The sequence below is a fragment of the Pseudomonas sp. NY15435 genome, assembly GCF_048068295.1.
In the GTDB taxonomy this organism is placed as follows: domain Bacteria; phylum Pseudomonadota; class Gammaproteobacteria; order Pseudomonadales; family Pseudomonadaceae; genus Pseudomonas.
Genome location: NZ_JBLUQA010000007.1, coordinates 168,969 through 189,288 on the forward strand (window position 1 = coordinate 168,969; position 20,320 = coordinate 189,288).

Annotated in this window: 17 protein-coding genes; 11 read left to right on the top strand and 6 right to left on the bottom strand. The window is 65.5% G+C overall.

What is annotated here, in order from left to right:
- Positions 1–78: 78 nt before the first annotated feature.
- Positions 79–2,262 (bottom strand): bifunctional 23S rRNA (guanine(2069)-N(7))-methyltransferase RlmK/23S rRNA (guanine(2445)-N(2))-methyltransferase RlmL, encoded by a 2,184-nt coding sequence (gene rlmKL, locus ACNFH5_RS18420; RefSeq protein ID WP_416748364.1) that lies wholly within the window; start codon positions 2,260–2,262, stop codon positions 79–81.
- Positions 2,263–2,745: 483 nt separating this feature from the next.
- On the opposite strand from rlmKL, the gene rmf reads away from it, so the two are divergent.
- A complete protein-coding gene (rmf, locus tag ACNFH5_RS18425; protein ID WP_081519407.1) occupies positions 2,746–2,964 on the top strand; it encodes a ribosome modulation factor in 219 nt (72 codons plus the stop codon).
- A gap of 103 nt (positions 2,965–3,067) precedes the next feature.
- On the opposite strand, the gene ACNFH5_RS18430 is transcribed toward rmf, so the two are convergent.
- Both ACNFH5_RS18430 and ACNFH5_RS18435 read right to left on the bottom strand, forming a co-directional pair.
- A complete protein-coding gene (locus tag ACNFH5_RS18430; protein WP_416748366.1) occupies positions 3,068–4,093 on the bottom strand; it encodes a quinone-dependent dihydroorotate dehydrogenase in 1,026 nt (341 codons plus the stop codon).
- A 53-nt stretch (positions 4,094–4,146) separates the two neighbouring features.
- Positions 4,147–4,368: a DUF2835 domain-containing protein gene (locus ACNFH5_RS18435; protein ID WP_416748368.1), complete on the bottom strand. Its 222-nt coding sequence runs from the start codon at positions 4,366–4,368 to the stop codon at positions 4,147–4,149.
- Between the two features lie 150 nt (positions 4,369–4,518).
- Between ACNFH5_RS18435 and ACNFH5_RS18440 the strand changes: the two genes are divergently transcribed.
- The gene (locus ACNFH5_RS18440) at positions 4,519–5,400 is read left to right on the top strand and encodes a DUF6685 family protein (RefSeq protein WP_416748370.1); all 882 of its coding nucleotides are present in this window, start codon (positions 4,519–4,521) and stop codon (positions 5,398–5,400) included.
- Positions 5,401–5,409: 9 nt separating this feature from the next.
- Here the strand turns inward: ACNFH5_RS18440 and ACNFH5_RS18445 are convergent, their stop codons facing one another.
- On the bottom strand, positions 5,410–5,823 hold the full coding sequence (locus tag ACNFH5_RS18445; protein ID WP_416748372.1) for a helix-turn-helix domain-containing protein: 414 nt from the start codon (positions 5,821–5,823) through the stop codon (positions 5,410–5,412).
- A gap of 114 nt (positions 5,824–5,937) precedes the next feature.
- Here ACNFH5_RS18445 and ACNFH5_RS18450 point away from each other — a divergent pair, with 114 nt between their 5' ends.
- Positions 5,938–6,150 carry a DNA-binding protein gene (locus ACNFH5_RS18450; protein WP_416748374.1) on the top strand — a complete coding sequence of 71 codons (213 nt, stop codon included), beginning with the start codon at positions 5,938–5,940 and terminating at the stop codon, positions 6,148–6,150.
- Here the strand turns inward: ACNFH5_RS18450 and ACNFH5_RS18455 are convergent.
- Positions 6,141–6,671: a hypothetical protein gene (locus tag ACNFH5_RS18455; protein ID WP_416748376.1), complete on the bottom strand. Its 531-nt coding sequence runs from the start codon at positions 6,669–6,671 to the stop codon at positions 6,141–6,143. The two genes, ACNFH5_RS18450 and ACNFH5_RS18455, sit on opposite strands and share 10 nt — an antisense overlap.
- 201 nt (positions 6,672–6,872) lie before the next feature.
- Between ACNFH5_RS18455 and ACNFH5_RS18460 the strand changes: the two genes are divergently transcribed.
- Complete coding sequence (locus ACNFH5_RS18460; RefSeq protein WP_416748377.1) at positions 6,873–7,088, top strand: hypothetical protein; 216 nt, start codon at positions 6,873–6,875, stop codon at positions 7,086–7,088.
- A 276-nt stretch (positions 7,089–7,364) separates the two neighbouring features.
- On the opposite strand, the gene ACNFH5_RS18465 is transcribed toward ACNFH5_RS18460, so the two are convergent.
- Entirely contained in the window at positions 7,365–12,227 is a 4,863-nt protein-coding gene (locus ACNFH5_RS18465; RefSeq protein WP_416748379.1) for an NAD-glutamate dehydrogenase, read from the bottom strand.
- A gap of 306 nt (positions 12,228–12,533) precedes the next feature.
- Here ACNFH5_RS18465 and ACNFH5_RS18470 point away from each other — a divergent pair, with 306 nt between their 5' ends.
- From ACNFH5_RS18470 to ACNFH5_RS18500, 7 genes are all read left to right on the top strand, one after another.
- Entirely contained in the window at positions 12,534–13,406 is an 873-nt protein-coding gene (locus ACNFH5_RS18470; RefSeq protein WP_416748381.1) for a DUF1353 domain-containing protein, read from the top strand.
- Between the two features lie 61 nt (positions 13,407–13,467).
- Positions 13,468–14,427, top strand: a complete 960-nt coding sequence (locus ACNFH5_RS18475; protein ID WP_184589183.1) for an AAA family ATPase — start codon at positions 13,468–13,470, stop codon at positions 14,425–14,427.
- Position 14,428: 1 nt separating this feature from the next.
- Entirely contained in the window at positions 14,429–15,373 is a 945-nt protein-coding gene (locus ACNFH5_RS18480; protein WP_416748383.1) for a DUF58 domain-containing protein, read from the top strand.
- Entirely contained in the window at positions 15,370–15,867 is a 498-nt protein-coding gene (locus ACNFH5_RS18485; RefSeq protein WP_416748385.1) for a DUF4381 domain-containing protein, read from the top strand. The genes ACNFH5_RS18480 and ACNFH5_RS18485 overlap by 4 nt, the downstream gene beginning before the upstream one ends.
- Positions 15,860–16,894: a vWA domain-containing protein gene (locus tag ACNFH5_RS18490; RefSeq protein WP_416748387.1), complete on the top strand. Its 1,035-nt coding sequence runs from the start codon at positions 15,860–15,862 to the stop codon at positions 16,892–16,894. Before ACNFH5_RS18485 ends, ACNFH5_RS18490 begins: the two co-directional genes overlap by 8 nt.
- Positions 16,891–18,651 (top strand): VWA domain-containing protein, encoded by a 1,761-nt coding sequence (locus tag ACNFH5_RS18495; RefSeq protein ID WP_416748389.1) that lies wholly within the window; start codon positions 16,891–16,893, stop codon positions 18,649–18,651. The genes ACNFH5_RS18490 and ACNFH5_RS18495 overlap by 4 nt, the downstream gene beginning before the upstream one ends.
- Entirely contained in the window at positions 18,648–20,294 is a 1,647-nt protein-coding gene (locus ACNFH5_RS18500; protein ID WP_416748391.1) for a BatD family protein, read from the top strand. Before ACNFH5_RS18495 ends, ACNFH5_RS18500 begins: the two co-directional genes overlap by 4 nt.
- Positions 20,295–20,320: the final 26 nt, after the last annotated feature.

A 20,320-nucleotide genomic window follows, 5' to 3' on the forward strand; every position in this document is an offset into this window, starting at 1 on the left:
CTCAGTTTTTATAGCAGCCGATGGCCATTTGCCCAGCCTTGGCGCGACGCACGGCCCAGGCCGTGCGCCGCTCGGGCATCAACGTACGGTGATGCGCCAGGCGCGGTGGATCTTGCTGTTACGGGCGAAATCCTGATCCAGCGTCTGGGCGCTGATTTCCTCGACCTGGTAGCGCGCAGCCAACCCCTCATCCAGCTCGAACTTGCGGAAGTTGTTGGAGAAGTACAGCACCCCTCCCTTGGCCAGGCGCGCCATGGCCAGATCGATCAGCTCGACATGGTCACGCTGCACATCGAATACGCCTTCCATGCGCTTGGAGTTGGAGAAGGTCGGCGGATCGATGAACACCAGATCGTACTCGCCGCGGTCCTCGCGCAGCCACTCCATCACGTCGCTTTGGACCAGGCGCTGCTTGTCGGAGAAGCCGTTGAGCGACAGGTTGCGCCGCGCCCAGTCCAGGTAGGTCTTGGAAAGATCGACGCTGGTGGTGCTGCGCGCATCGCCCTTGGCTGCATGCACGGTGGCCGTGGCGGTGTAGCAGAACAGGTTGAGGAAGCGTTTGCCGGCAGCCTCGCGCTGGATTCGCATGCGGATCGGGCGGTGGTCAAGGAACAGGCCGGTGTCGAGGTAGTCAGTCAGGTTGACCAGCAGCTTCACGCCGCCCTCTTCCACTTCCATGAAGCGCCCTTCGGCGTTCTGCCGTTCGTACTGCTTTTTACCGGTCTGGCGCTCGCGGCGCTTGATCACGATGCGCTCGGTGGGAATGCCCAGCGCCTGCGGCAACGCGGCCAGCGCATCGAGCAGGCGGATCTGGGCCTTTTCCGGATCGATGGACTTGGGCGCCGCGTATTCCTGCACGTGCGCCCAGTCACGGTAGAGATCAACGGCCAGGGCGTACTCGGGCATGTCGGCGTCATACACCCGGTAGCACTCGATCTTTTCCTTGCGCGCCCATTTGCCCAGCGCCTTGACGTTCTTCTGCAGGCGGTTGGCGAACATCTGCCCACCTTCACTCAGGCGCGCCTGTTCGATCACAGCGGCGCCCTGGGTCGGGGACGATTCGCTGCGATCGCCGCGGTCACCGGTCACGAACTGGCGCGGCTCGACATCGAGCATGATCAGCTTGCAAGGCAGCGCTCCGTTGAAGAAGGCGTATTGCTTGTGGCTGCGGATACCCATGCGTTTGCCCAACTCCGGCGCACCGGTGAACACGCCGGCGCTCCAGCCCAGGCAGCTCTGGCGAAGACGCTCGCCCAGGTGCTGGTAGAGGTACAGCAGGCTGGCTTCATCGCCCAGGCGCTCGCCGTAGGGCGGATTGCAGATGATCAGGCCCTTCTGGCCCTTGTCCGGTCGTGGCTCGAAAGTAGCCAACTCGCCCTGGTAGATCTTCACCCACTCGGCCAGACCGGAGCGCTCGATGTTGTTGCGCGCCGGCTGGATCAGGCGCGGGTCGGCTTCGTAGCCGCGAATCCACAGCGGAGTCTTGGCCAGACCGACTTCGGCACGCTGCTGGGCTTCTTCGATCAGCTTCTTCCAGATCGCCGGCACGTGGCCCAGCCAGTTGCTGAAGCCCCAGCGCTCGCGCTTGAGGTTCGGCGCGATATCGGCGGCCATCAGGCCGGCCTCGATCAGGAAGGTGCCCACACCACACATCGGGTCGGACAGTGCGCCGCCTTCAGCAGCGATCTTCGGCCAACCGGCGCGAATCAGTACGGCGGCCGCAAGGTTTTCCTTCAGCGGGGCAGCGCCCTGCTGCAGACGGTAGCCGCGCTGGTGCAGGCTGTGGCCGGAAAGGTCCAGCGACAGCACCGCCTGGCCGCGATCCAGGTGCAGGTGCACGCGGATGTCCGGGTTGACCTTGTCAACGGTCGGCCGCTTGCCGAACTCGGCGCGCAGGTTGTCGACGATGGCGTCCTTGACCTTCAGCGCGCCGAAATGCGTGTTGTCGATGCCCGAGCCCTTACCGCTGAACTCCACGGCCAGGCTGCCGTCGGCTTCCAGATGGTCGCTCCAGGGCACGGCATTGACGCCCAAGTAAAGGTCTTCAGCGTTGTTAACCGAGAAGCGAGACAGCACCAGCAGCACGCGGTTGGCCAGACGCGACCAGAGGCACAGGCGGTAGGCCGTCTCCAGGTCGCCCTTGCCGCGAATGGCCGAAACCTGGGCGCGCGCCTCGGTCAGCCCGAGCGCCTGGGCTTCCTCCAGCAACAGCCCATCGAGCCCTTTCGGGCAAGTGAGGAAGAGATCGTGCAAATCCGCCATGCAAATAATTCCTGGGCCGCAGCCCTTTCAGCAAAGCCGCTTACGGCCTTGTCGGCCACCTTTTGTTCACTCGCGCGAACTCAAGGGCGACCCATGTATTCATTTTCAGGGATGGACCGGCAGCCGGCCTGCGGCCTCGCGTCGCAGAAAGTCATCCCACTCGTCGGAACGAGAGGCGGTCTCAATTAGACACATATTCCTCTTGATCCTTGGCAAGCTCCCGCCCCTGGCGGGTTATGCCGTACTGGCATTTTGCAAACCGGGCGAACCTTATGGCCCAAACCCATAAGAGTTACGTCCTTATGACAAATTGGTCATTCACAGCCCCGGAACCTTTCGATAGAACTCGGGGTAATCCTTCACCGCAATGGTGTCGGGCGGGGCGCGTCACGCCGGCAATGCGCCCCATTTGGCGGAACATTCCGCCCGGCCTCCCTGGGGGGCCAACGGGACATAACAGTCAACAAGTGAGGGCAACACCCTATGAGAAGACTTAAGCGTGATCCGTTGGAAAGAGCCTTTTTGCGCGGTTATCAGCACGGCATTACTGGAAAATCTCGCGACCTCTGTCCGTTTACCCATCCCACTACCCGGCAATCCTGGCTCAACGGCTGGCGTGAGGGCCGCGGCGACAACTGGGATGGTTTGACCGGCGCCGCCGGTATTCAACGAGTGAACCAATTGCAGCACGCAACAGGCTGAATCCAGGGTCACCCACGACTTCCCCAAGCCGCCCCATCCGGGCGGAAAAGGGCGCAAGCCCAAGGGCTCCGAAAGGAGCCCTACTTATTTCTGCTATCGGTACTTATGCCCGCTTGGCCGCCGCAATGGCGTCCACCGCTTCGCGGATCAGCGCCGGGCCCTTGTAGATGAACCCCGAATAGATCTGAACCAGGCTCGCACCCGCGGCGATCTTCTCCGCCGCATGCGCGCCTTCGGTGATGCCGCCAGCGGCGATGATCGGCAGGCGGCCACCCAGCTCGCCAGCCAGCACCTTGACGATATGGGTACTCTTCTCCCGCACCGGAGCGCCCGACAGGCCGCCCGCTTCGTTGCCGAACGGCAGGTGCTCGACGCCTTCGCGACCCAAAGTGGTGTTGGTCGCGATTACCGCATCCATGCCCGACTCGATCAGCGCGGCGGCGACCATCGCGGTTTCTTCGTCGCTCATGTCCGGGGCGATCTTGATCGCCAGCGGCACACGGCGGCCGTGCCGCACGGCCAGGTCTTCCTGCCGCAGGCGCAGCGCTTCGAGCAGTTGCTTGAGCGAATCACCAAACTGCAGGCTACGCAGGCCGGGGGTGTTCGGCGAGCTGACGTTGACCGTGACGTAGCTGGCATGGGCGTAGACCTTGTCCAGGCAGATCAGGTAGTCATCCACTGCGCGCTCGACCGGTGTGTCGAAGTTCTTGCCGATGTTGATGCCCAGTACGCCCTTGTACTTCGCCGCTTTGACCCGCTCGATCAGGTGATCGACGCCGTGGTTGTTGAAGCCCATGCGGTTGATGATCGCGGTGGCTTGCGGCAGGCGGAAGAGACGCGGCTTGGGGTTGCCCGGTTGCGGACGCGGGGTGACGGTGCCGATCTCGACAAAACCGAAACCCAGTTGGGCGAAGCCGTCGATGGCATCACCGTTCTTGTCCAGGCCGGCGGCCAGGCCCACGGGATTGGCGAACTCCAGGCCCATCACCTTCACCGGCAGGCTTTTCGGCGCTTGGGTCAGCAGGCCGTTAAGGCCCAGGCGGCCACCAGCGCCGATCAGGTCGATGGACAATTCATGGGAGGTTTCCGGGGAGAGCTTGAACAGGAGCTCGCGGGCCAGGCTGTACATGGTCGGGCATCGGTCGGCAAAATGGGGCGCTATTATAGCCAGCCTGCCCTCGCTCAGGCGAGGCGACGCAGCGCCAGCAGCCGCCCGGAATCGTCGAATTCCAGCTCGAAGCTGCCGTGAACTCCAGAGTGAGTGACGAATGGACGCAGATGATGTGCCGGCAAGTTGACCTGCCGACCATCGCGGCTACGCACCTGGACCCGGTTCGCCTGCCCGCTGTAGAGCGCCTGCAGCCGGTCGGCGGACAGGGAAATATCCAGCACCACGCAAGCCATGGAGGCCTCCTTGCAAGTGAAGGAAAGAATTTTGCCACAACGCATGCGCCCAACGGCGCCAGGGTTTTCTATGCTTAGGGCAATTCGCCGCGCATCGGGCCCGGCGCTTCCTGCACTGACCTGCTGGCCATCGGGAGTCTTGCGTCGTCCATGAGTCAACCACCTCGCCCCCGCAGCGTGACCAGTCGGCTGGCCGCCCTTGCCCAGCGCCTGGGCATCGGCAGTGCCGATGGGCGCAATGTCGCCGAACGCAGTCGGAGCCTGTCCCTGCCCTTCTCGCCACTGCCCGACTGGCCCGCCGGCCTCGGCTGGCATTCAGGCCCACCGTTGTACCGGCTGATCGACCTGCCTCGCGGAGCGCTCTCCGGCCCCGTACAGGAAGACAAGGCGCGTATCCACGCCGTGCTCAAGCGGCTGGTGGCCAGCCACCGCGAAGACCATCCAGCCGTAGACCTGCGAAGCATCGACGGTCTCTGCTGCCGCAGCCTGCTCGACAGCCCATTGGCAGGGCTCGAAGAGCTCTCCAACTGCGAGCAGTGCCGCAAGGTGCGAATCATCAGCTACAACGACTTCACCAAGGTGCTAGGCGTGGCCTTGCCCGGCTTCGAGCGCAAGGCACAGCTGCAGTTGCGCAGCGCTGGCTGGCATGGCCCGCGCCTGTTCTGGGACGACGACAACCATCCCTGCGAACTGGCCAATGCGGTGGTCTATGCCCGTCGCCGCGGGCTGGAGATCACCCTGCCGGCGAGCATCCAGCGCTTCGAGCTGCAAGCCTCAGTGCTGGATGAGCTGGAGCGAGGCTTCCACATGCTGGCGATGCCGGCCAGGGCGTGGAGTGATGCGGCCTTCATGGAGCTGCTGCTGGAAACCGGCATGCCCTACGCGCGCTTCGGCCTGTTCAACTCGGAAACCCCGGAAAGCCTGCTGCTGCCAAGGGATCATTCGCAGTCGGATGCCTTCGGCCAAGGGCTGCGCATAGCCGGCGCGCCGGACGTGATTGCCTACCTGCGCCGTACCGGCAAGACAGCCTGAGCCCAGGCGTCAGTTCTCTGAGGCATCTTCGCGCAGCCGGCGCTCTTCATCATCGAGACTTGCCAGCACCTCATGGTATCGGGCCTGCCATTCCTCCAGGCTCAGGCCGAGCGTCGCCAGCAACTGCGGATTGTGCTTCACCAGGTAAACCGCCGCACGCTGGGCGGAGTCCTCCACTTTCCAGCCGACCTCCGCCGGGTCGATCGGCCCTTCGTAGGTAATCCAGCGGCTGAAATCCGGGTAAACGCTGCAGACCTTCTGAAAATCGAGGTCACGCATGCGCTGATTGCCGTACTCGATGTTCTCCACATCCTTGGGCTTCATCCCCACCGTTTCAGCGAAGGCGCGACGTGACAGGCCGGTCAGCGAGCGCAACGCTCGTAGTCTTTCTCCTGCGGTGAACAGGAAACGTTTCTTCATCATGCGTCATCCATCTCCGAGACGTCCAAAGCCCGGAAAAACACCCTGACAATTAGGATAGATTCATCCCCCACGGCCAAGGCATAGACCGAGGGGCTGGATGGTGCGGGACGAGGCATGAAAGAAGGAAGAGGATTCACCCCGGACTTGCTCGGAGGTGGCTATTACGTGACGCCCGAACGTTTTGCGCAGTTGATCGGCCTGAGCGATCGCCCAGGCATTGTGCAACGCTGGATCGACCAGGGCGACCTACCCTCCCGCTGCATTGGCGGCCAGCTCCTGGTGGACCTGGGCGCCCTGCTCCGAAGGAGTCAGCTGGGTCAGTCCTGACCCGCTTCCTGTGCGGCCTGCAGCGCCGGCACAGCGGGAATGCCGATTTCCACGCAGAGCGCCATGACGCGCTCCAAGTCATTACGGTACACCAGCACGCACTGTAGCTCGGAATCCAGCGGCTCACTGAAGTCCACCAGCACGTAGCCACCCTTTTCCGGGTACAGCGCGCCGAGCTGGGTCTGGATACGGTTCAGCGCAGCCAACGGCTCGGCCTTGCGTAGCTGCTTGGCCTGAAGCACGAAGCTCACGCTCGGGTCGAAGGATGCGCGGATCTCGCCGAACAGTTCTTCATAGCTGTCGCCCATGAACAGCACGATTTCCGGCAGGCTGCCCACCACGACCCATTCACCCAGCGGGATGGGAAATTCATCGTCATAGTTGATGTCCGCATTGGCGGCGAGGAAGGCTGCCGGATCGGCATAGGCCTGGGACGCCTCGTCGGCGATCTGCTGGATCTCTTCCTCACCCAGGCAGCCGGAGCTGATCAGCGTTAGAAGTTCGACGAGTTGCGCTTTCATAGGGTAATCCTGGGGGAGAGATGAACAGCCGGGAAGCATATCCGCATTCGCGTTAAAACACTGCAGGCGCGGAACTTTCTGTCAGATAAAGGCGTCCGAAGTCGCCAGAAACGATACCCACTATTGAACGGGATGATTTCTGCTCGCTTCGAGCGGTTGATAGCCTGACAACCATCCCGAACCAGCCTGCGTGTGAAAACCATGAACCGTGCCCTCGCCCTTCTCTCCCTGACCCTGCCCCTGTGGCTGGTGGGCTGCGCCAGCCAGCCGGCGCCGCAGCAAGAGCCCTACAGCGATGAGCAAGTGAAAACCTTCGCGCTGAAGATGCTGGGGGCCAGCAACATGTCCGATGAGCTGTACGCCAAGTACCGCCGGGCGCTGACCGAGCCGCGTGAGGATGGGCGCAGCGGGAGCTGAGCCTCGCCGGACCTGTTCGGGGTTGCGATTCCAGCACTCCGGGGTGCTCCTGTAGAGCAACGCGAAGACCTTGAGAGATAAAGCGGTTCGCGAGCAAGCGCGCTCCTACAGGCCCGCCCAATTTTCGTAGCGCCATTTTTTGCAGGAGCGCGCTTGCTCGCGAACGCGCCGCCATCGGAGCTGCCCAGGCCGCCTGTTCCAGATCAGGAATCAGAGCGAAAAAAAGCCCCGCACTAGGCGGGGCTGGAGCATCAAAAGGTCAAACGGATCAGAACATCAGGCCGGGCAGACGCCCTGCTGGTTGCTCTGCGCCAGATCAAGCAGCTCGCGATTGGCCACGGCGTACATGGCATAGTCGGTACTGGTAGAAGCACGCAGCTCGGTAAGCATGGCGCGCCAGCGGGCAACCATGGGGGCGTGCTGCTCCAGCCAGAGCGCCACGCGCGCATCGATTTCCGCCGGGCCGTCCTGCATCTGCAGCACGGAGACGGTGATCGCCCGCTGCTGCCAGTCCAGGTCGTCGCGGAAGGCTTCGCGAGCCAGCGCCTGCCAGTTGTTCTCCACCGGCAGGGAGCTGAGCTGCTGCAGGTACCAGGTCAATTCCAGCTCACTGCCCAGGGCGAAGTAGGCGCGCGCCACATCGGCCGGGTCGCGGCCGGTGACGTCCGCCGCTTCGACGATCGGCAGCAGGGTGTAGAGGTGACTGGTGCCGGCGACCATGCGCGCCAGCAGTTCTGGTACGCCAGCGTCGACATAGGCCTGGTAGCGCGCCTGCCACAGCTCGCGGGTCGGGCCTTCGAGCAGCTCGTTGAGCTTGAGGCCGAGGGCGGCGATACGCGGACCGAAGTGGGCGACGTCACGGGCGGCATCCTGCTCGTTGCGACGGCTGCGCAGGAACCAGCGGGTAGCCCGACGACCCAGGCGCATCAGTTCGTCCATCAGGGTCAGTTGCACTTCCGCCGGCACCTGGTAGTCCAGGGCCTCGATCTGGCGGAACCAATGCGGCAAGTGGAAGACATCCCGCACGATCACGTAGGCACCCGCCACGTTCGCCGGCGTCATGCCGGTGGACTCCTTCAGGCGCTGCACGAAGGTGATGCCCATGTGGTTGATCAGGTCATTGGCGATCTGCGTGCTGACGATTTCACGCTTGAGGCGGTGCTTGCGCATGGCCGGGCCAAAGGTATCGACCAGGGTCTGCGGGAACGCCGTTTCCATGTCGCGGGTCAGGTAGTCATCATCCGGTACCAGCGAGCCCAGCAACTGCTCCTTCAGGTCGATCTTGCTATAGGAAATCAGCACGGCCAGCTCGGCGCGGGTCAGGCCCTGGCCGGCGGCGATCCGCTCGGCAATCCCCTCGTCGGTAGGCAGGAATTCCAGCGCGCGGTCCAGCTTGCCACGGCCCTCCAGGTCGCTCATCAGGCGCTTGTACTCGGCAATGCGCTCGCGGGCGCGGCGCTCGGCCAGGGACAGCGCCTGGGTCTGCTTGTAGTTGTTGCCCAGCACCAGGTCGGACACCTGGTCGGTCATTTCCGCCAGCAGCTTGTTGCGCTGCTTGCTGGTCATGTCGCCGGCGGTCACCACCTCGTTGAGCAGGATCTTGATGTTCACCTCGTGGTCGGAGCAATCCACGCCACCGGCGTTATCGATGAAGTCGGTGTTGCACGCGCCGCCGCTCAAGCCGAACTCGACCCGCGCCAGTTGCGTCATGCCAAGGTTGCCGCCCTCGCCCACCACTTTCACCCGCAGCTCGCGGCCATCCACACGCAGGCCGTCGTTGGCCTTGTCGCCAACGTCGGCGTGGGTCTCATCGCTGGACTTCACATAGGTGCCGATGCCACCGTTCCACAGCAGGTCCACCGGTGCCTTGAGCAGCGCATGGATCAGCTCGGTCGGGGTCAGGCGCTCGGCGTCGATATCGAAGCGCGCGCGCACTTCCGGCGTCAGGGTGATGCTCTTGGCGCTGCGCAGGAAGATGCCGCCGCCGGCGGAGATCAGCGAGGCATCGTAGTCGGCCCAGCTGGAGCGCGGCAGGTTGAACAGGCGCTGGCGCTCGGCGAAGCTCGCCGCCGCGTCCGGGTTGGGGTCAAGGAAGATGTGCATATGGTTGAAGGCCGCGACCATCTGCAGCTTGTCCGACATCAGCAGGCCGTTGCCGAACACGTCGCCGGCCATGTCGCCGATGCCGATGACGGTCACGCTGTCCTTCTGCACGTCGATGCCGCGCTCGCGGAAGTGGCGCTGCACCGAGACCCAGCCGCCGCGGGCGGTAATGCCCATGCCCTTGTGGTCGTAGCCGGCGGAGCCGCCGGAGGCGAAGGCGTCACCCAGCCAGAAGTTGTAGTCGGCAGAGATGCCGTTGGCGATGTCGGAGAAGGTCGCAGTGCCCTTGTCCGCCGCCACCACCAGGTAGGGATCGTCCGCGTCGTGGCGTACCACGTTGGCTGGCGGCAGGACCTGGCCTTCCTTGAGGTTGTCAGTGATGTCCAGCAGGCCGGAGATGAAGATGCGGTAGCAGGCGATGGCTTCGGCCTGGATCTCATCGCGACTGCCGCCAACCGGCAGGCGCCGAGGGATGAAGCCGCCCTTGGCGCCAGTAGGAACGATCACCGCGTTCTTCACCTGCTGCGCCTTCACCAGGCCCAGCACTTCGGTGCGGTAGTCCTCCTCGCGGTCGGACCAGCGCAGGCCGCCACGGGCCACGTCGCCGAAGCGCAGGTGGACACCTTCCACGCGCGGGCAGTAGACGAAGATTTCGAACTTCGGCGTCGGTCGCGGGATTTCCGGAATGGCTTTCGGGTTGAACTTGAAGCTGAAGTAGCTCTTGTTCTGTCCAGCGGCGTCGGGCTGGTAGAAGTTGGTGCGCAGGGTCGCCTTGATCAGGTCGAGGTAGCGACGCAGGATGCGGTCTTCGTTGAGCACCTGGACGTTGTCCAGCGCCGCGAGAATGGCCTGTTCCAGTTTCTGCTGCTTGTCCTCCAGGTCCTCGGAGGTGAGCTTGCGCGCCAGGTAGAACCGGGTCTTGAACAGGCGTACCAGCTCGCGAGCGATATCCACATGGGCGTTCAGCGCACTGGCGATATAGCCCAGGTCGAAGCCCAGGCGAATCTGCTTCAGGTAGCGGGCGTAGGCGCGCAGCAGCGCCACATCGCGCCACGGCAGGCCGGCAGTCAGCACCAGGCGGTTGAAGGCGTCGTTCTCGGCATCGCCGTTGACGATGTGGACGAAGGCATCCTGCAGGGTCTCGTTGAGCTCCTGGATGTTGACGTCCAGGCCTTCGGCATAGGTGAAGGCGAAGTCATGAATCCAGTATTCGCGGCCATTGATGTGGCGCAGGCGATAGGGGAATTCGCCAAGCACGCGCAGGCCGAGGTTCTCCAGGATCGGCAGGACGTCGGACAGCGCCAGCGGCGTGTCGGCGTGGTACAGCTTGCAGTGCAGCTGCTGTTCACCTTGAGCCAGCGGCTGGTAGAAGCTCATCACCAGCGGGCGGCTGTCGGACAGGCTGGACAGGTGCTGCAGGTCCACCACTGCGAAGTGCGGGGCGAAACGCTCGCGGTAGCCGGCCGGAAAGCCTTTGGGGAAGTCTTCCAGCAGGTTGTTGCCCTGCCCTTCGCCGAAGTTCTCCAGCACCAGTGCGGCGTAATCGTCCTGCCAGGAACGGCAGGCCTGGATGGCTTCCTGCTCCAACTGGGCGGCGTCGACATCGATGCGGTTCTTCGGGTCGACGCGCAGGATGAACTGCACGCGGGCCAGGGTGGATTCGGAGAAGAAGGTCCAGAACTCGCAGTCGCTGGCCTTCAGGCGCTCCATCAGCACCTGCTGGATCTTCATCCGCGTTTCGGTGGAATAGATGTCGCGCGGCACGTAGGCCAGGCAGTAGGCGAAGCGGCCGTAGGGGTCCTTGCGCAGGAACAGGCGGATCTTGTTGCGTTCCTGGATCTGCACGATGGACATGGCGGTGGCATACAACTCGTCCACCGGGGTCTGGAACAGGTCGTCGCGCGGCAGCACTTCGAGAATCTGCGCCAGCTCCTTGCCCAGGTGCGCCTTGCTGTCGAAGCCGGAGTTCTTCAGGACGGCGGCGACCTTGCCGCGAATGAACGGGATGTCGAACACGCTCTCGGCGTAGACAGCCGAGGTGTACAGGCCGAGGAAGCGGAACTCGCGGACGACCTTGCCCTTGGCGTCGATCTCGCGGATCGACACGTAGTCCGGGTAGGCCGGGCGGTGTACGCGGCTAGGCTGCGAGGCCTTGGCAAAGGACAGCAGCACCGGCTCGCGCAGGTAGGCGACCGCGTAGTCCTCGATGTGCAGATCATCCTTGTTCAGGCCGGCGCGCAGGGTGCGGGTCAGGCCGAGGAAAGCCTTCTCGTCATACACCAGATGGCCGCCATCGGCCTCCTCCTGCACGGTGAATTCTTCATAGCCGAGGAAGGTGAAATGGTTGTCCAGCAGCCACTCGAGGAAGGCGCGCACCTCGGCGGTTTCTTCCGCACGGGCCTTGACCTTGGATTTGCCCAGCCAGGCCAGCAGTTCTTCGGCCTTGCTGCGCATGGCCGGGAAGTCGGCGACCGCCAGGCGGACCTCGCCGAGCACTTCCAGCAGGGCCTTTTCCAGGGTGCGCAGTTCACCGGCCTGGGAGACGCGGTCGATCTCCAGGTACATCAGCGATTCCTGGCGCACATCCTTGCCAGTGCTGTTCTTGGGCAGGATTTCCAGCAGTTCGCCCTTGGCGTTGCGGCGCACGCTGAGCACGTTGGTCTGCAGGGTGTGGATGCTGTAACCGCGGCGGTTCAGTTCCATACGCACCGAGTCGACCAGGAATGGCTGGTCCGGGTGCAGCACCTGCACGGCAGTGTGGGTGGACTGCCAGCCGTGCTTTTCGTAATCGGGGTTGTACACCGCCACGTCAGGCTGAGCGGGGTCGAAGCGTTCCAACAGGCGCCAGGAAGACAAGGTGCAGCCGACCAGGTCGGACAACCTGCGCTGGGTCAATTCGTCGAGGGAAATGAAGCCGAAGAACTGTTCGGCGAACAGGGCCACTTGTGGCAGACCCTTGTCGTCGACGTGCTGCGCCAGGGCCGCTTTCAGTTGTTGCTGGAAGTCGGCTTTGCTGGCTGCGGTGAAGAACGCCATGTTGGTACTCCGCTGGGCTCGTTTTATTTGGATTGAGCGTAGAACGCATATCGTCTTGTGTCGGGCCACAGGTATAGCCGGGCAGTGTGACCCTCGATTGACAGCCCCGACCGGGCGGTCACCGATCCCACGGAGCTTATCGGGAGTCGGCAGGCGCTGGCTTACGGGGCTGCGACATATTCGTTCAACGGCATGCAGGCTCCGCGCTTACTGGAAAACGACAAATTGCGCTGCACGATCGTTCCGCATCTGCCGCAGGAAATATCAAAGCGCTATCATGGCCTTTCCTGCCCTGGAACGGACGCCATGCAACGCCACCCACCCCTGCACCGCCCGCTGCTGCGCCATCTCGACAACTTGCTGGTCACTCTGCTGGGCGTGGCGCTACTGGTGCTGGCCTGGCTGTTCCTCGACGAAGCCGTGCGACCGCTGCTGGTCGGCGCGGTCCCGGTTTATCTGGGCGTGTTGCTACCGCGCATCGTCGGCCGCGGCGAGCGCCTGCGCCGTGTCGAAGCCGCGCGGGAGCGCTCGGTGCGCGAATGGGGCTTCTGCAGCCGCGACCGCAACGGCCCATGGATCAACTACATCGACTTCCCGCTGGTCTGCGAAGACCCGGTGTTCGAGGGCCGCTACTTCTATAGCGAATGGCTGGTGGTGCACGACGGGCGCATCATCATCAACCCCGGCCCGGCCAGCGTGGACCTCGCCGCCGGCACCGTAGGCTACGACTTCGGCTGTACCCGCACCTACGCCTGGGACGGCTGCTCACCGAAAGTGCCGTTCTTCTGGATCGCCACCCTTGGCACGCCGGATTGGTGGGAGCACCTGGAAAGCGTGCAGTGCCTGCGCCACGGCAAGCAGAAAGAGCGCGTGATGTTCTGGCCGGTGGCGCACCACGCGAGCCTGGTGCACGACGCCCTGTACCAGTTCCTCAACGTGGCTCCGGTCACCAAGGCCGAGGCGGACGACCTGTTCCACCGCATGCTGTTGGCTGCCGGCATGCCACGAATCGTCGCCTGGGTCTATCGCTTCGCCGTAGTTCACGGCGGCGCCCGTGACATGCGCCACCAGAGAAATCCCAATACCTCGCTGCGCTGCCTGACGCCCTTGCCGGGTGTCGAGACGCTTCCGGAACCGGTAGCGCAGCACAAGGCTCGAAGCACAGCGCTGCAAGAGTGATGGCCGATGCAGTAAAGTAGGCGGCCCGACAGCCCCACCCTTCGTCCAGGAAATCCACGCGATGGAACATCGTGAGTCGCTCCTTGCACTGCGCCAGTATCTCTCCAGCCAGATCCTCGGCCAGGAAAAGCTCATCGAGCGGCTGCTCATCGCCCTGATCGCCGACGGCCACCTGCTGGTGGAAGGTGCACCCGGCCTGGCCAAGACCAAGGCGATCAAGGACCTGGCCGAAGGCCTGGAAGCCGAGTTCCACCGCATCCAGTTCACCCCCGACCTGCTCCCGGCGGACATCACCGGCACCGAGATCTATCGCCCGGAAAACGGCAGCTTCGTGTTCCAGCAGGGGCCGATCTTCCACCACCTGGTGCTGGCCGACGAAATCAACCGCGCGCCGGCCAAGGTGCAGTCCGCCCTGCTTGAAGCCATGGCCGAGCGCCAGGTCAGCGTGGGGCGCAGCACCTACGACCTGCCGCCGCTGTTCCTGGTGATGGCAACGCAGAACCCCATCGAGCAGGAAGGCACCTATCCGCTGCCCGAGGCCCAGCTCGACCGCTTCCTCATGCACGTGAAGATCGGCTACCCGGAGGCCTCCGTCGAGCGCCGCATCCTCCAGCAGGCCCGTGGTGAAGCGCTGCACGGAGAGACCAAGCCGGAGCGCCGGGTCACCCAGGAGGCCATCTTCGCCGCCCGCCAGGAAATCCTCGGCCTGTACATGGCCGACGCCGTGGAGGAGTACCTGGTGCAACTGATCATGGCCACGCGCACGCCGGCCAAGTACGACGCCGAGCTGGCCGAATGGCTGTCGTACGGCGCCAGCCCGCGCGGCTCCATCGCCCTGGATCGTTGCGCGCGCGCCCACGCCTGGCTGGCCGGGCGTGATTTCGTCAGCCCCGAGGACATCCAGGCGATGCTCTTCGACGTGCTGCGCCATCGCCTGATCCTCACCTTCGAGGCGGAAGCCGCCGGGATCGACCAGGACCGCGTGGTCCAGCGCATCCTCGACGTGGTCGCCGTCGCCTGACATGCACAATGTCCTGGCGCCCGGCGTGGCCGTCTCGCTCGGCGAGCTGATCGAGATTCGTCACCGCCTGCGCGAAGTCCAGCTGTTCTCCACGCCCTCGCGGCGCAGCCCGTTGATCGGCCTGCACCACTCGCGCCTGCGCGGCCGTGGCGTGGACTTCGACCAGGTGCGCGTGTACCAGGCCGGCGACGACGTCCGCACTATCGACTGGCGCGTCACCGCCCGTAGCCAGGAGCCACACACCAAGCTGTTCCATGAAGAACGCGAGCGCCCGGTCTACGTGCTGGTGGAGCAAAGCGCACGAATGTTCTTCGGCTCCGGCCAATCGTTCAAATCCGTACTCGCTGCCCGCGCCGCCGCCTTCGTTGGCTGGGCTGCGCTGGCACACAACGATCGCATCGGCGGGCTGGTGTTCACCGACAGCGAATGCCACGAGATCAAGCCCCGGCGCAGCAAACAGAGCCTGCTGCAACTGTTCAACCTGATCGTGCGCGCCAACAACGCCCTGCTCGCCGGCTCCAACCTCAGCCACAACGGCGACGGCTTCGGCATGGCCCTGCGCCGCGCCCGCGAGGTGTTGCGCCCCGGCAGCCTGATCATGGTGATGTGCGACGAGCGCGCGCTCACGGATGTGGCCGAACAACAGCTTTCGCTGCTGGCCCGGCACACCGACCTGGTGATGCTGCCGGTCTCCGACCCGCTCGACCACGCGCTGCCCGCCGCCGGGCTGTTGAGATTCGCCGAAGGCCAGGCGCAGCTGGAGCTGGACACCCACATCGACGAACAGCGCCTGGCCTACCGCGCCCTCGGCGAGGCTCGCCGCGAACGCTGGCAACGCCTCGCCCTGCGCCTGGGCGTGCCGCTGCTGCCGCTGACCACCCAGGAAGAACTGGTGGAACAGCTGCGCAACCTGCTGGAACAGCACCAGCCGGGGTACGCCAAATGAATCCCCTCGACCAGCTGCAACCGCTGATCGAACCCACCGCGGTGCCCTGGTGGCCGCCGGCGCCGGGCTGGTGGCTGCTTGCCGCGCTGGTGCCGCCGCTGCTCTGGCTGCTGTGGCGCAACCGCCAACGCTGGCTGCCCAGGCGCAAGGCCAAGGTCATCACCGAGGTGCCGTTGGACCCGCTGCGCGAAGCTGCACTGGAAGAACTCAAGCGCCTGCCGCGCCCCTACGACCGCGCGCCGGCCGGGCCCTGGCTGCAATCGCTCAACGGCCTGCTCAAGCGGCTGTCGCGCGCCCGTTGGCCGGAAAGCCACAGCCATACCCTGAGCGGCCGCGCCTGGCTGGCCTTCCTCGACACCCGCTGCCCGGCCGCCGGCCTGACGCGCTGGATGATCCTGGTGGAAGGTGGCTACCGCGCCGAGTGCAAGCTGGACGACAAGGCCATCGACGGCCTCGCCGCCTCCGTGGAAACCTGGGTGCGCAAGCATGTTTGAGTTTGCCTGGCCCTGGATATTCCTGCTCGCCCCGCTGCCCTGGGTGATGCGCTTCATCCTGCCGCCGGCCGACAACGGCGAAGCAGCGATCAAAGTCAGCTTCCTCAAGGAACTCGAGGGCCTCGCCGGCCGCCGCGCCCGCGCACGCTTGCCGGCCTGGCGCCAGCAAGCGCCCTTCGCCCTGCTCTGGCTGTGCCTGCTGCTGGCCGCCGCGCGCCCGCAGTGGGTGGGCGAGCCGCTGCCGATCCCGGCGACAGGCCGCGACCTGCTGGTGGCCGTCGATGTCTCCGGCTCCATGGACTACGCCGACATGGCCTGGGACGGCGCGGAAGTCAGCCGCCTGCACGCCGTGCAGAAGCTCTTTGGCGATTTCATCGAAGGCCGCCGGGGTGATCGCGTCGGGTTGATCCTGTTCGGTACCCGCGCCTACCTGCAGGCGCCGCTGACCTTCGACCGCCACACCGTGCGCGTCTGGCTGGACGAGGCGCTGATCGGCATCGCCGGCAAGGACACCGCCCTGGGCGACGCCATTGGCCTGGCGGTCAAGCGCCTGCGCCAGCGCCCAGCCGAGAGCCGCGTGCTGGTGCTGATCACCGATGGCGCCAACACCGCTGGCGAGATTTCTCCGCAGACCGCCGCCAAGCTGGCCGCCGAAGAGCACGTTAAGGTCTACACCATCGGCATCGGCGCCGATCCCAAGCAGGGCGGCGTGGCCGGCCTGTTCGGCCTCAATCCGGGGCTGGACCTGGATGAACCGGCGCTCAGAGCGATTGCCGAAACCACCGGCGGCGAGTACTTCCGTGCACGCAACGGCGAAGAATTGCAGCGCATCTCCGACAGCCTCGATCAGCTCGAGCCAGTGGAACAGAAACCGACCCAGGCACGCCCGGCCCTCGCCCTGTACCGCTGGCCGCTGCTGCTGGCCCTGCTGATCAGCGCGGCGCTGGTGGTCGGCACCCTGTGGCCGCCCGAGGACTGGCGCTGGCCAGCCTGGGTGGCGCGCCTGCAGAAGGAGCGCCGGCCATGAACGGCATCTGGCCGCACCTGCTGCATCCGCTCTGGCTGCTCCTGCTGCCGCCGCTCGGCTGGCTGCTGTGGAGGCTCTGGCACCGCGAGCGCCGCGCCGGCCGCTGGCAATTGCTGCTGCCCCAGGCCTTCCATCCCTGGCTGCTGTCCGGCGGCAGTGGCCGGCACGAGCGTCGTCCGTGGATCTACCTCGGCATCGCCTGGTTGCTGGCCGTGCTCGCCCTCCTCGGCCCGAGCTGGGAACAGGTCGAGCAACCGACCATGGAGCGCAGCGACCCGCTGGTGGTGGTGCTGGAACTCACTCCGCAGATGCTCGCCACCGACCTCAAGCCGACCCGCCTGGAACAGGCCCGGCACAAGCTGCTCGACCTGCTGCAGAGCCGCAGCGACGCGCAGACCGCCATCGTCGTCTACGCCGGCAGTGCCCATACGCTGGTGCCGCTGTCCAATGACCTGGGCACCGCGCGCAACCTGCTCGACGCCCTCAAGCCGTCGATCATGCCCGAACCCGGCCAGCGCGCCGACCTCGCCGTGGCCCAGGCACGCCGCCTGCTGGATAACGGCGCCGAGGGCAACGGCCGCATCCTGCTGATCACCAGCACGCTGGACGCCCGCGAACGCCAGGGCATCCGCCAGGCGCTCAAAGGCAAGGGCAAAGACCTGCTGCTGCTCGCTGTGGGTACGCCCGGTGGCGCGCCCATCGCCCAGGAAGACGGCACCTTCCTCAAGGACGACCAGGGCAACATTCTCGTGCCGCGCCTGGACGAGAGCTCGCTGCGCGCCTTCGCCATCGACATGGGTGGACGCTTCCAGCGCCTGCGCGCCAGCAGCAGCGACCTGCGTTCCCTCGGCCTGCTGGACAGCACCCAGGGCCTGCAGGTCAGCGAGGAGGACGCCCTGCTGCGCCTGCAACGCTGGGCCGACCAGGGCTACTGGTTGCTGTTGCCGCTGCTCCTGCTCGCCGCCTGTGCCGGCCGTCGCGGGTGGTTGTTCAGCCTGCCGCTGTTGCTGCCGCTGCTGTGGGCGCCGCCGCAGGATGCCAACGCCTTCGAGTTCAAGGATCTCTGGCTGCGCCTCGACCAGCAGGGCCAGCGCCTGCTTGACGCCGGGCGCCCCGCCGAGGCCGCCGAACGCTTCGACGACTTCCGCTGGAAAGGCCTGGCGTTGTACCGCGCCGGCGATTACGTGGATGCCGCGCAGGCCTTTTCCCAGGGCGACGAGGCGGCGGACCACTACAACCGCGGCAATGCCCTGGCGAAACAGAACGAGCTGGAAGCTGCCATCGACGCCTACGACCAGGCGCTGGAGCGCGACCCCGAACTGGAAGTCGCCAAGCGCAACAAGGCTCTGCTCGAAGACCTGCTGCGCCAGCGCAAGGAAAACCCTGCCGGCGATGGCACGGACCAGCCGCCCCAGCAGAACCAGGACCCGGCCCAGAGCAGCGATCCCCAGGCCGCCACGCCGCAGGACCAGCAGCAAGAGGATGAACACTCCAGCGAACGCGACTCGCAGCCGGCTCCGGCGGCGAAGAACCCTTCGCAGGACGCCGACCGGCCCTCCACCAGCCAGAGCGACAAGCCTGGCGAGGACGTCCGCGAAGAACAGGAAACCAACCCGGAAGATGCCGGTCCACTGGGGGACGAGCGCCGTCAGGCCCTGGAACAGTGGCTGCGGCAGATTCCCGACGATCCGTCCGAGCTGTTGCGCCGCAAGTTCTGGTACCAGCAACAGCAGCAGCGCCAGGAACCCAACCCATGAAAAGGCTGATCTGCCTGACCCTGCTCTGTCTCGCCGCTTTCCGCGCCGAGGCCAGCTTCACCGCCAGCGTTGACCGCGCACGCCTGACCGCGGGCGAGAGCGTCGAACTGACGCTGGAGTCCGACGACCCGACGCTGTTCGGCAAACCCGACCTCAAGCCGCTGGACGAGCAGTTCGTGGTACTCGGCACCCGTCAGGTCAACCGCCTGACCGCCCTCAACGGCAAAGCCCAGGCCACCACGCGCTGGATCATCACCCTGCAGCCGCGCAATGAAGGCAAGGTGGAAATCCCGCCGATCCATCTGGGCGGCAACGCCAGCGAGCCGATCAGCCTCGACGTGCTCAAGGCCGAGGACAGTGCCGAGGGGCAGAAGCTTGCGCCAGTGTTCATCGACGCCAGCGTCGACCGCGAGGAAAGCTGGGTGCAAGCCCAGGTGATCCTCACCCTGCGCATTTACCACTCGGTGTCGCTGTACGACGACAGCAGCCTCAGCCCGCTGCGCATGAACGATGCCCGCGTCGAGCAACTGGGCGAACCGCGCACCTACGAGAAGGACATCAACGGCGTCCGTCACGGCGTGATCGAAGTGCGCTACGCCATCTTCCCGCAGAAGAGCGGCACCCTGGAAATCCCTGGCCAGACCTTCAAGGCCACTCAGGTCGCCCAGCGCCGCAACAGCGATGATCTCAATCCGTTCGGCCCGCAGCCGGGCAAGCAGGTGCTGGTCACCTCGCCGAGCATCCCGCTGCAGATCGACCCCAAGCCCGCCGACTACCCGAAGGACGCGCCCTGGCTGCCGGCCCGCTCACTCAGCCTGACCGAGACCTGGAGCCCGCAGCCGGAGCAAGCCAAGGCCGGTGAGGCGCTCACCCGCAACATCATGCTGCGCGTGGAGGGCCTTTCCGGCGCCCAGTTGCCGCCGCTGCCGATCACCCTGCCCGAGGGCCTGCGCCACTACCCGGACCAGCCGCAACTGGCCAACGAAAGCAGCGACCAGGGCATGATCGGCAGCCGCGAGGAGCGCGAGGCGCTGATCGCCGACAAGGCCGGCCCGGTGGAGCTGCCAGCGGTGGAGCTGGTCTGGTGGAACACCCAGGGGCGCCGCGTCGAGCGCACCAGCCTGCCGGCACGCACCCTGCAGGTCGCCGCCAACTCACAACTGGAAGAGCACACCGAGACACCCGCCGCGCCCAGCGAAACGGTCTTCAGCGACGCATTGCTGTGGCCCTGGCAACTCGCCTGCGCCCTGCTCAGCCTGACCACCCTGCTCGGCTTCGCCCTCTGGTGGCGTGCCCGCAGCCAACCGGCAGTCATCCGCGTGGCGCAGGCAGGCCCGAGCACTCGCACCCTGCTCGACGAACTGCGCCGCGCCTGCCAGGCCAACGATTCGCACGCCACCCGCCAGGCCCTGGACGCCTGGGCTCGCCAGCAGCCGGAAACCCTGGCCGACATGGCGGCGCGTTTCGTGCCGCTGTCCGATGCGCTGGACGGCCTCAACGGCGCGCTCTACAGCGACAGCGAAGGCGGCCGCAACTGGCAGGGCGACGATCTCTGGCGCGCCATTCGCACACTCCCTGGCGCCGATCCGGATGCACCGTCGGCGCCGGAAGCCAGCAGCCTGCCGCCGCTCTACCCACGCTGACGGCTATGCTGTAGGCGTCTCCGCCA

Bases quoted from the DNA above. Each gene is read 5' to 3' on its own strand.
- rlmKL (WP_416748364.1), bottom strand. From the start codon at position 2,262: ATGGCGGATTTGCACGATCTCTTCCTCACTTGCCCGAAAGGGCTCGAT.
- rmf (WP_081519407.1), top strand. From the start codon at position 2,746: ATGAGAAGACTTAAGCGTGATCCGTTGGAAAGAGCCTTTTTGCGCGGT.
- ACNFH5_RS18430 (WP_416748366.1), bottom strand. From the start codon at position 4,093: ATGTACAGCCTGGCCCGCGAGCTCCTGTTCAAGCTCTCCCCGGAAACC.
- ACNFH5_RS18435 (WP_416748368.1), bottom strand. From the start codon at position 4,368: ATGGCTTGCGTGGTGCTGGATATTTCCCTGTCCGCCGACCGGCTGCAG.
- ACNFH5_RS18440 (WP_416748370.1), top strand. From the start codon at position 4,519: ATGAGTCAACCACCTCGCCCCCGCAGCGTGACCAGTCGGCTGGCCGCC.
- ACNFH5_RS18445 (WP_416748372.1), bottom strand. From the start codon at position 5,823: ATGATGAAGAAACGTTTCCTGTTCACCGCAGGAGAAAGACTACGAGCG.
- ACNFH5_RS18450 (WP_416748374.1), top strand. From the start codon at position 5,938: ATGAAAGAAGGAAGAGGATTCACCCCGGACTTGCTCGGAGGTGGCTAT.
- ACNFH5_RS18455 (WP_416748376.1), bottom strand. From the start codon at position 6,671: ATGAAAGCGCAACTCGTCGAACTTCTAACGCTGATCAGCTCCGGCTGC.
- ACNFH5_RS18460 (WP_416748377.1), top strand. From the start codon at position 6,873: ATGAACCGTGCCCTCGCCCTTCTCTCCCTGACCCTGCCCCTGTGGCTG.
- ACNFH5_RS18465 (WP_416748379.1), bottom strand. From the start codon at position 12,227: ATGGCGTTCTTCACCGCAGCCAGCAAAGCCGACTTCCAGCAACAACTG.
- ACNFH5_RS18470 (WP_416748381.1), top strand. From the start codon at position 12,534: ATGCAACGCCACCCACCCCTGCACCGCCCGCTGCTGCGCCATCTCGAC.
- ACNFH5_RS18475 (WP_184589183.1), top strand. From the start codon at position 13,468: ATGGAACATCGTGAGTCGCTCCTTGCACTGCGCCAGTATCTCTCCAGC.
- ACNFH5_RS18480 (WP_416748383.1), top strand. From the start codon at position 14,429: ATGCACAATGTCCTGGCGCCCGGCGTGGCCGTCTCGCTCGGCGAGCTG.
- ACNFH5_RS18485 (WP_416748385.1), top strand. From the start codon at position 15,370: ATGAATCCCCTCGACCAGCTGCAACCGCTGATCGAACCCACCGCGGTG.
- ACNFH5_RS18490 (WP_416748387.1), top strand. From the start codon at position 15,860: ATGTTTGAGTTTGCCTGGCCCTGGATATTCCTGCTCGCCCCGCTGCCC.
- ACNFH5_RS18495 (WP_416748389.1), top strand. From the start codon at position 16,891: ATGAACGGCATCTGGCCGCACCTGCTGCATCCGCTCTGGCTGCTCCTG.
- ACNFH5_RS18500 (WP_416748391.1), top strand. From the start codon at position 18,648: ATGAAAAGGCTGATCTGCCTGACCCTGCTCTGTCTCGCCGCTTTCCGC.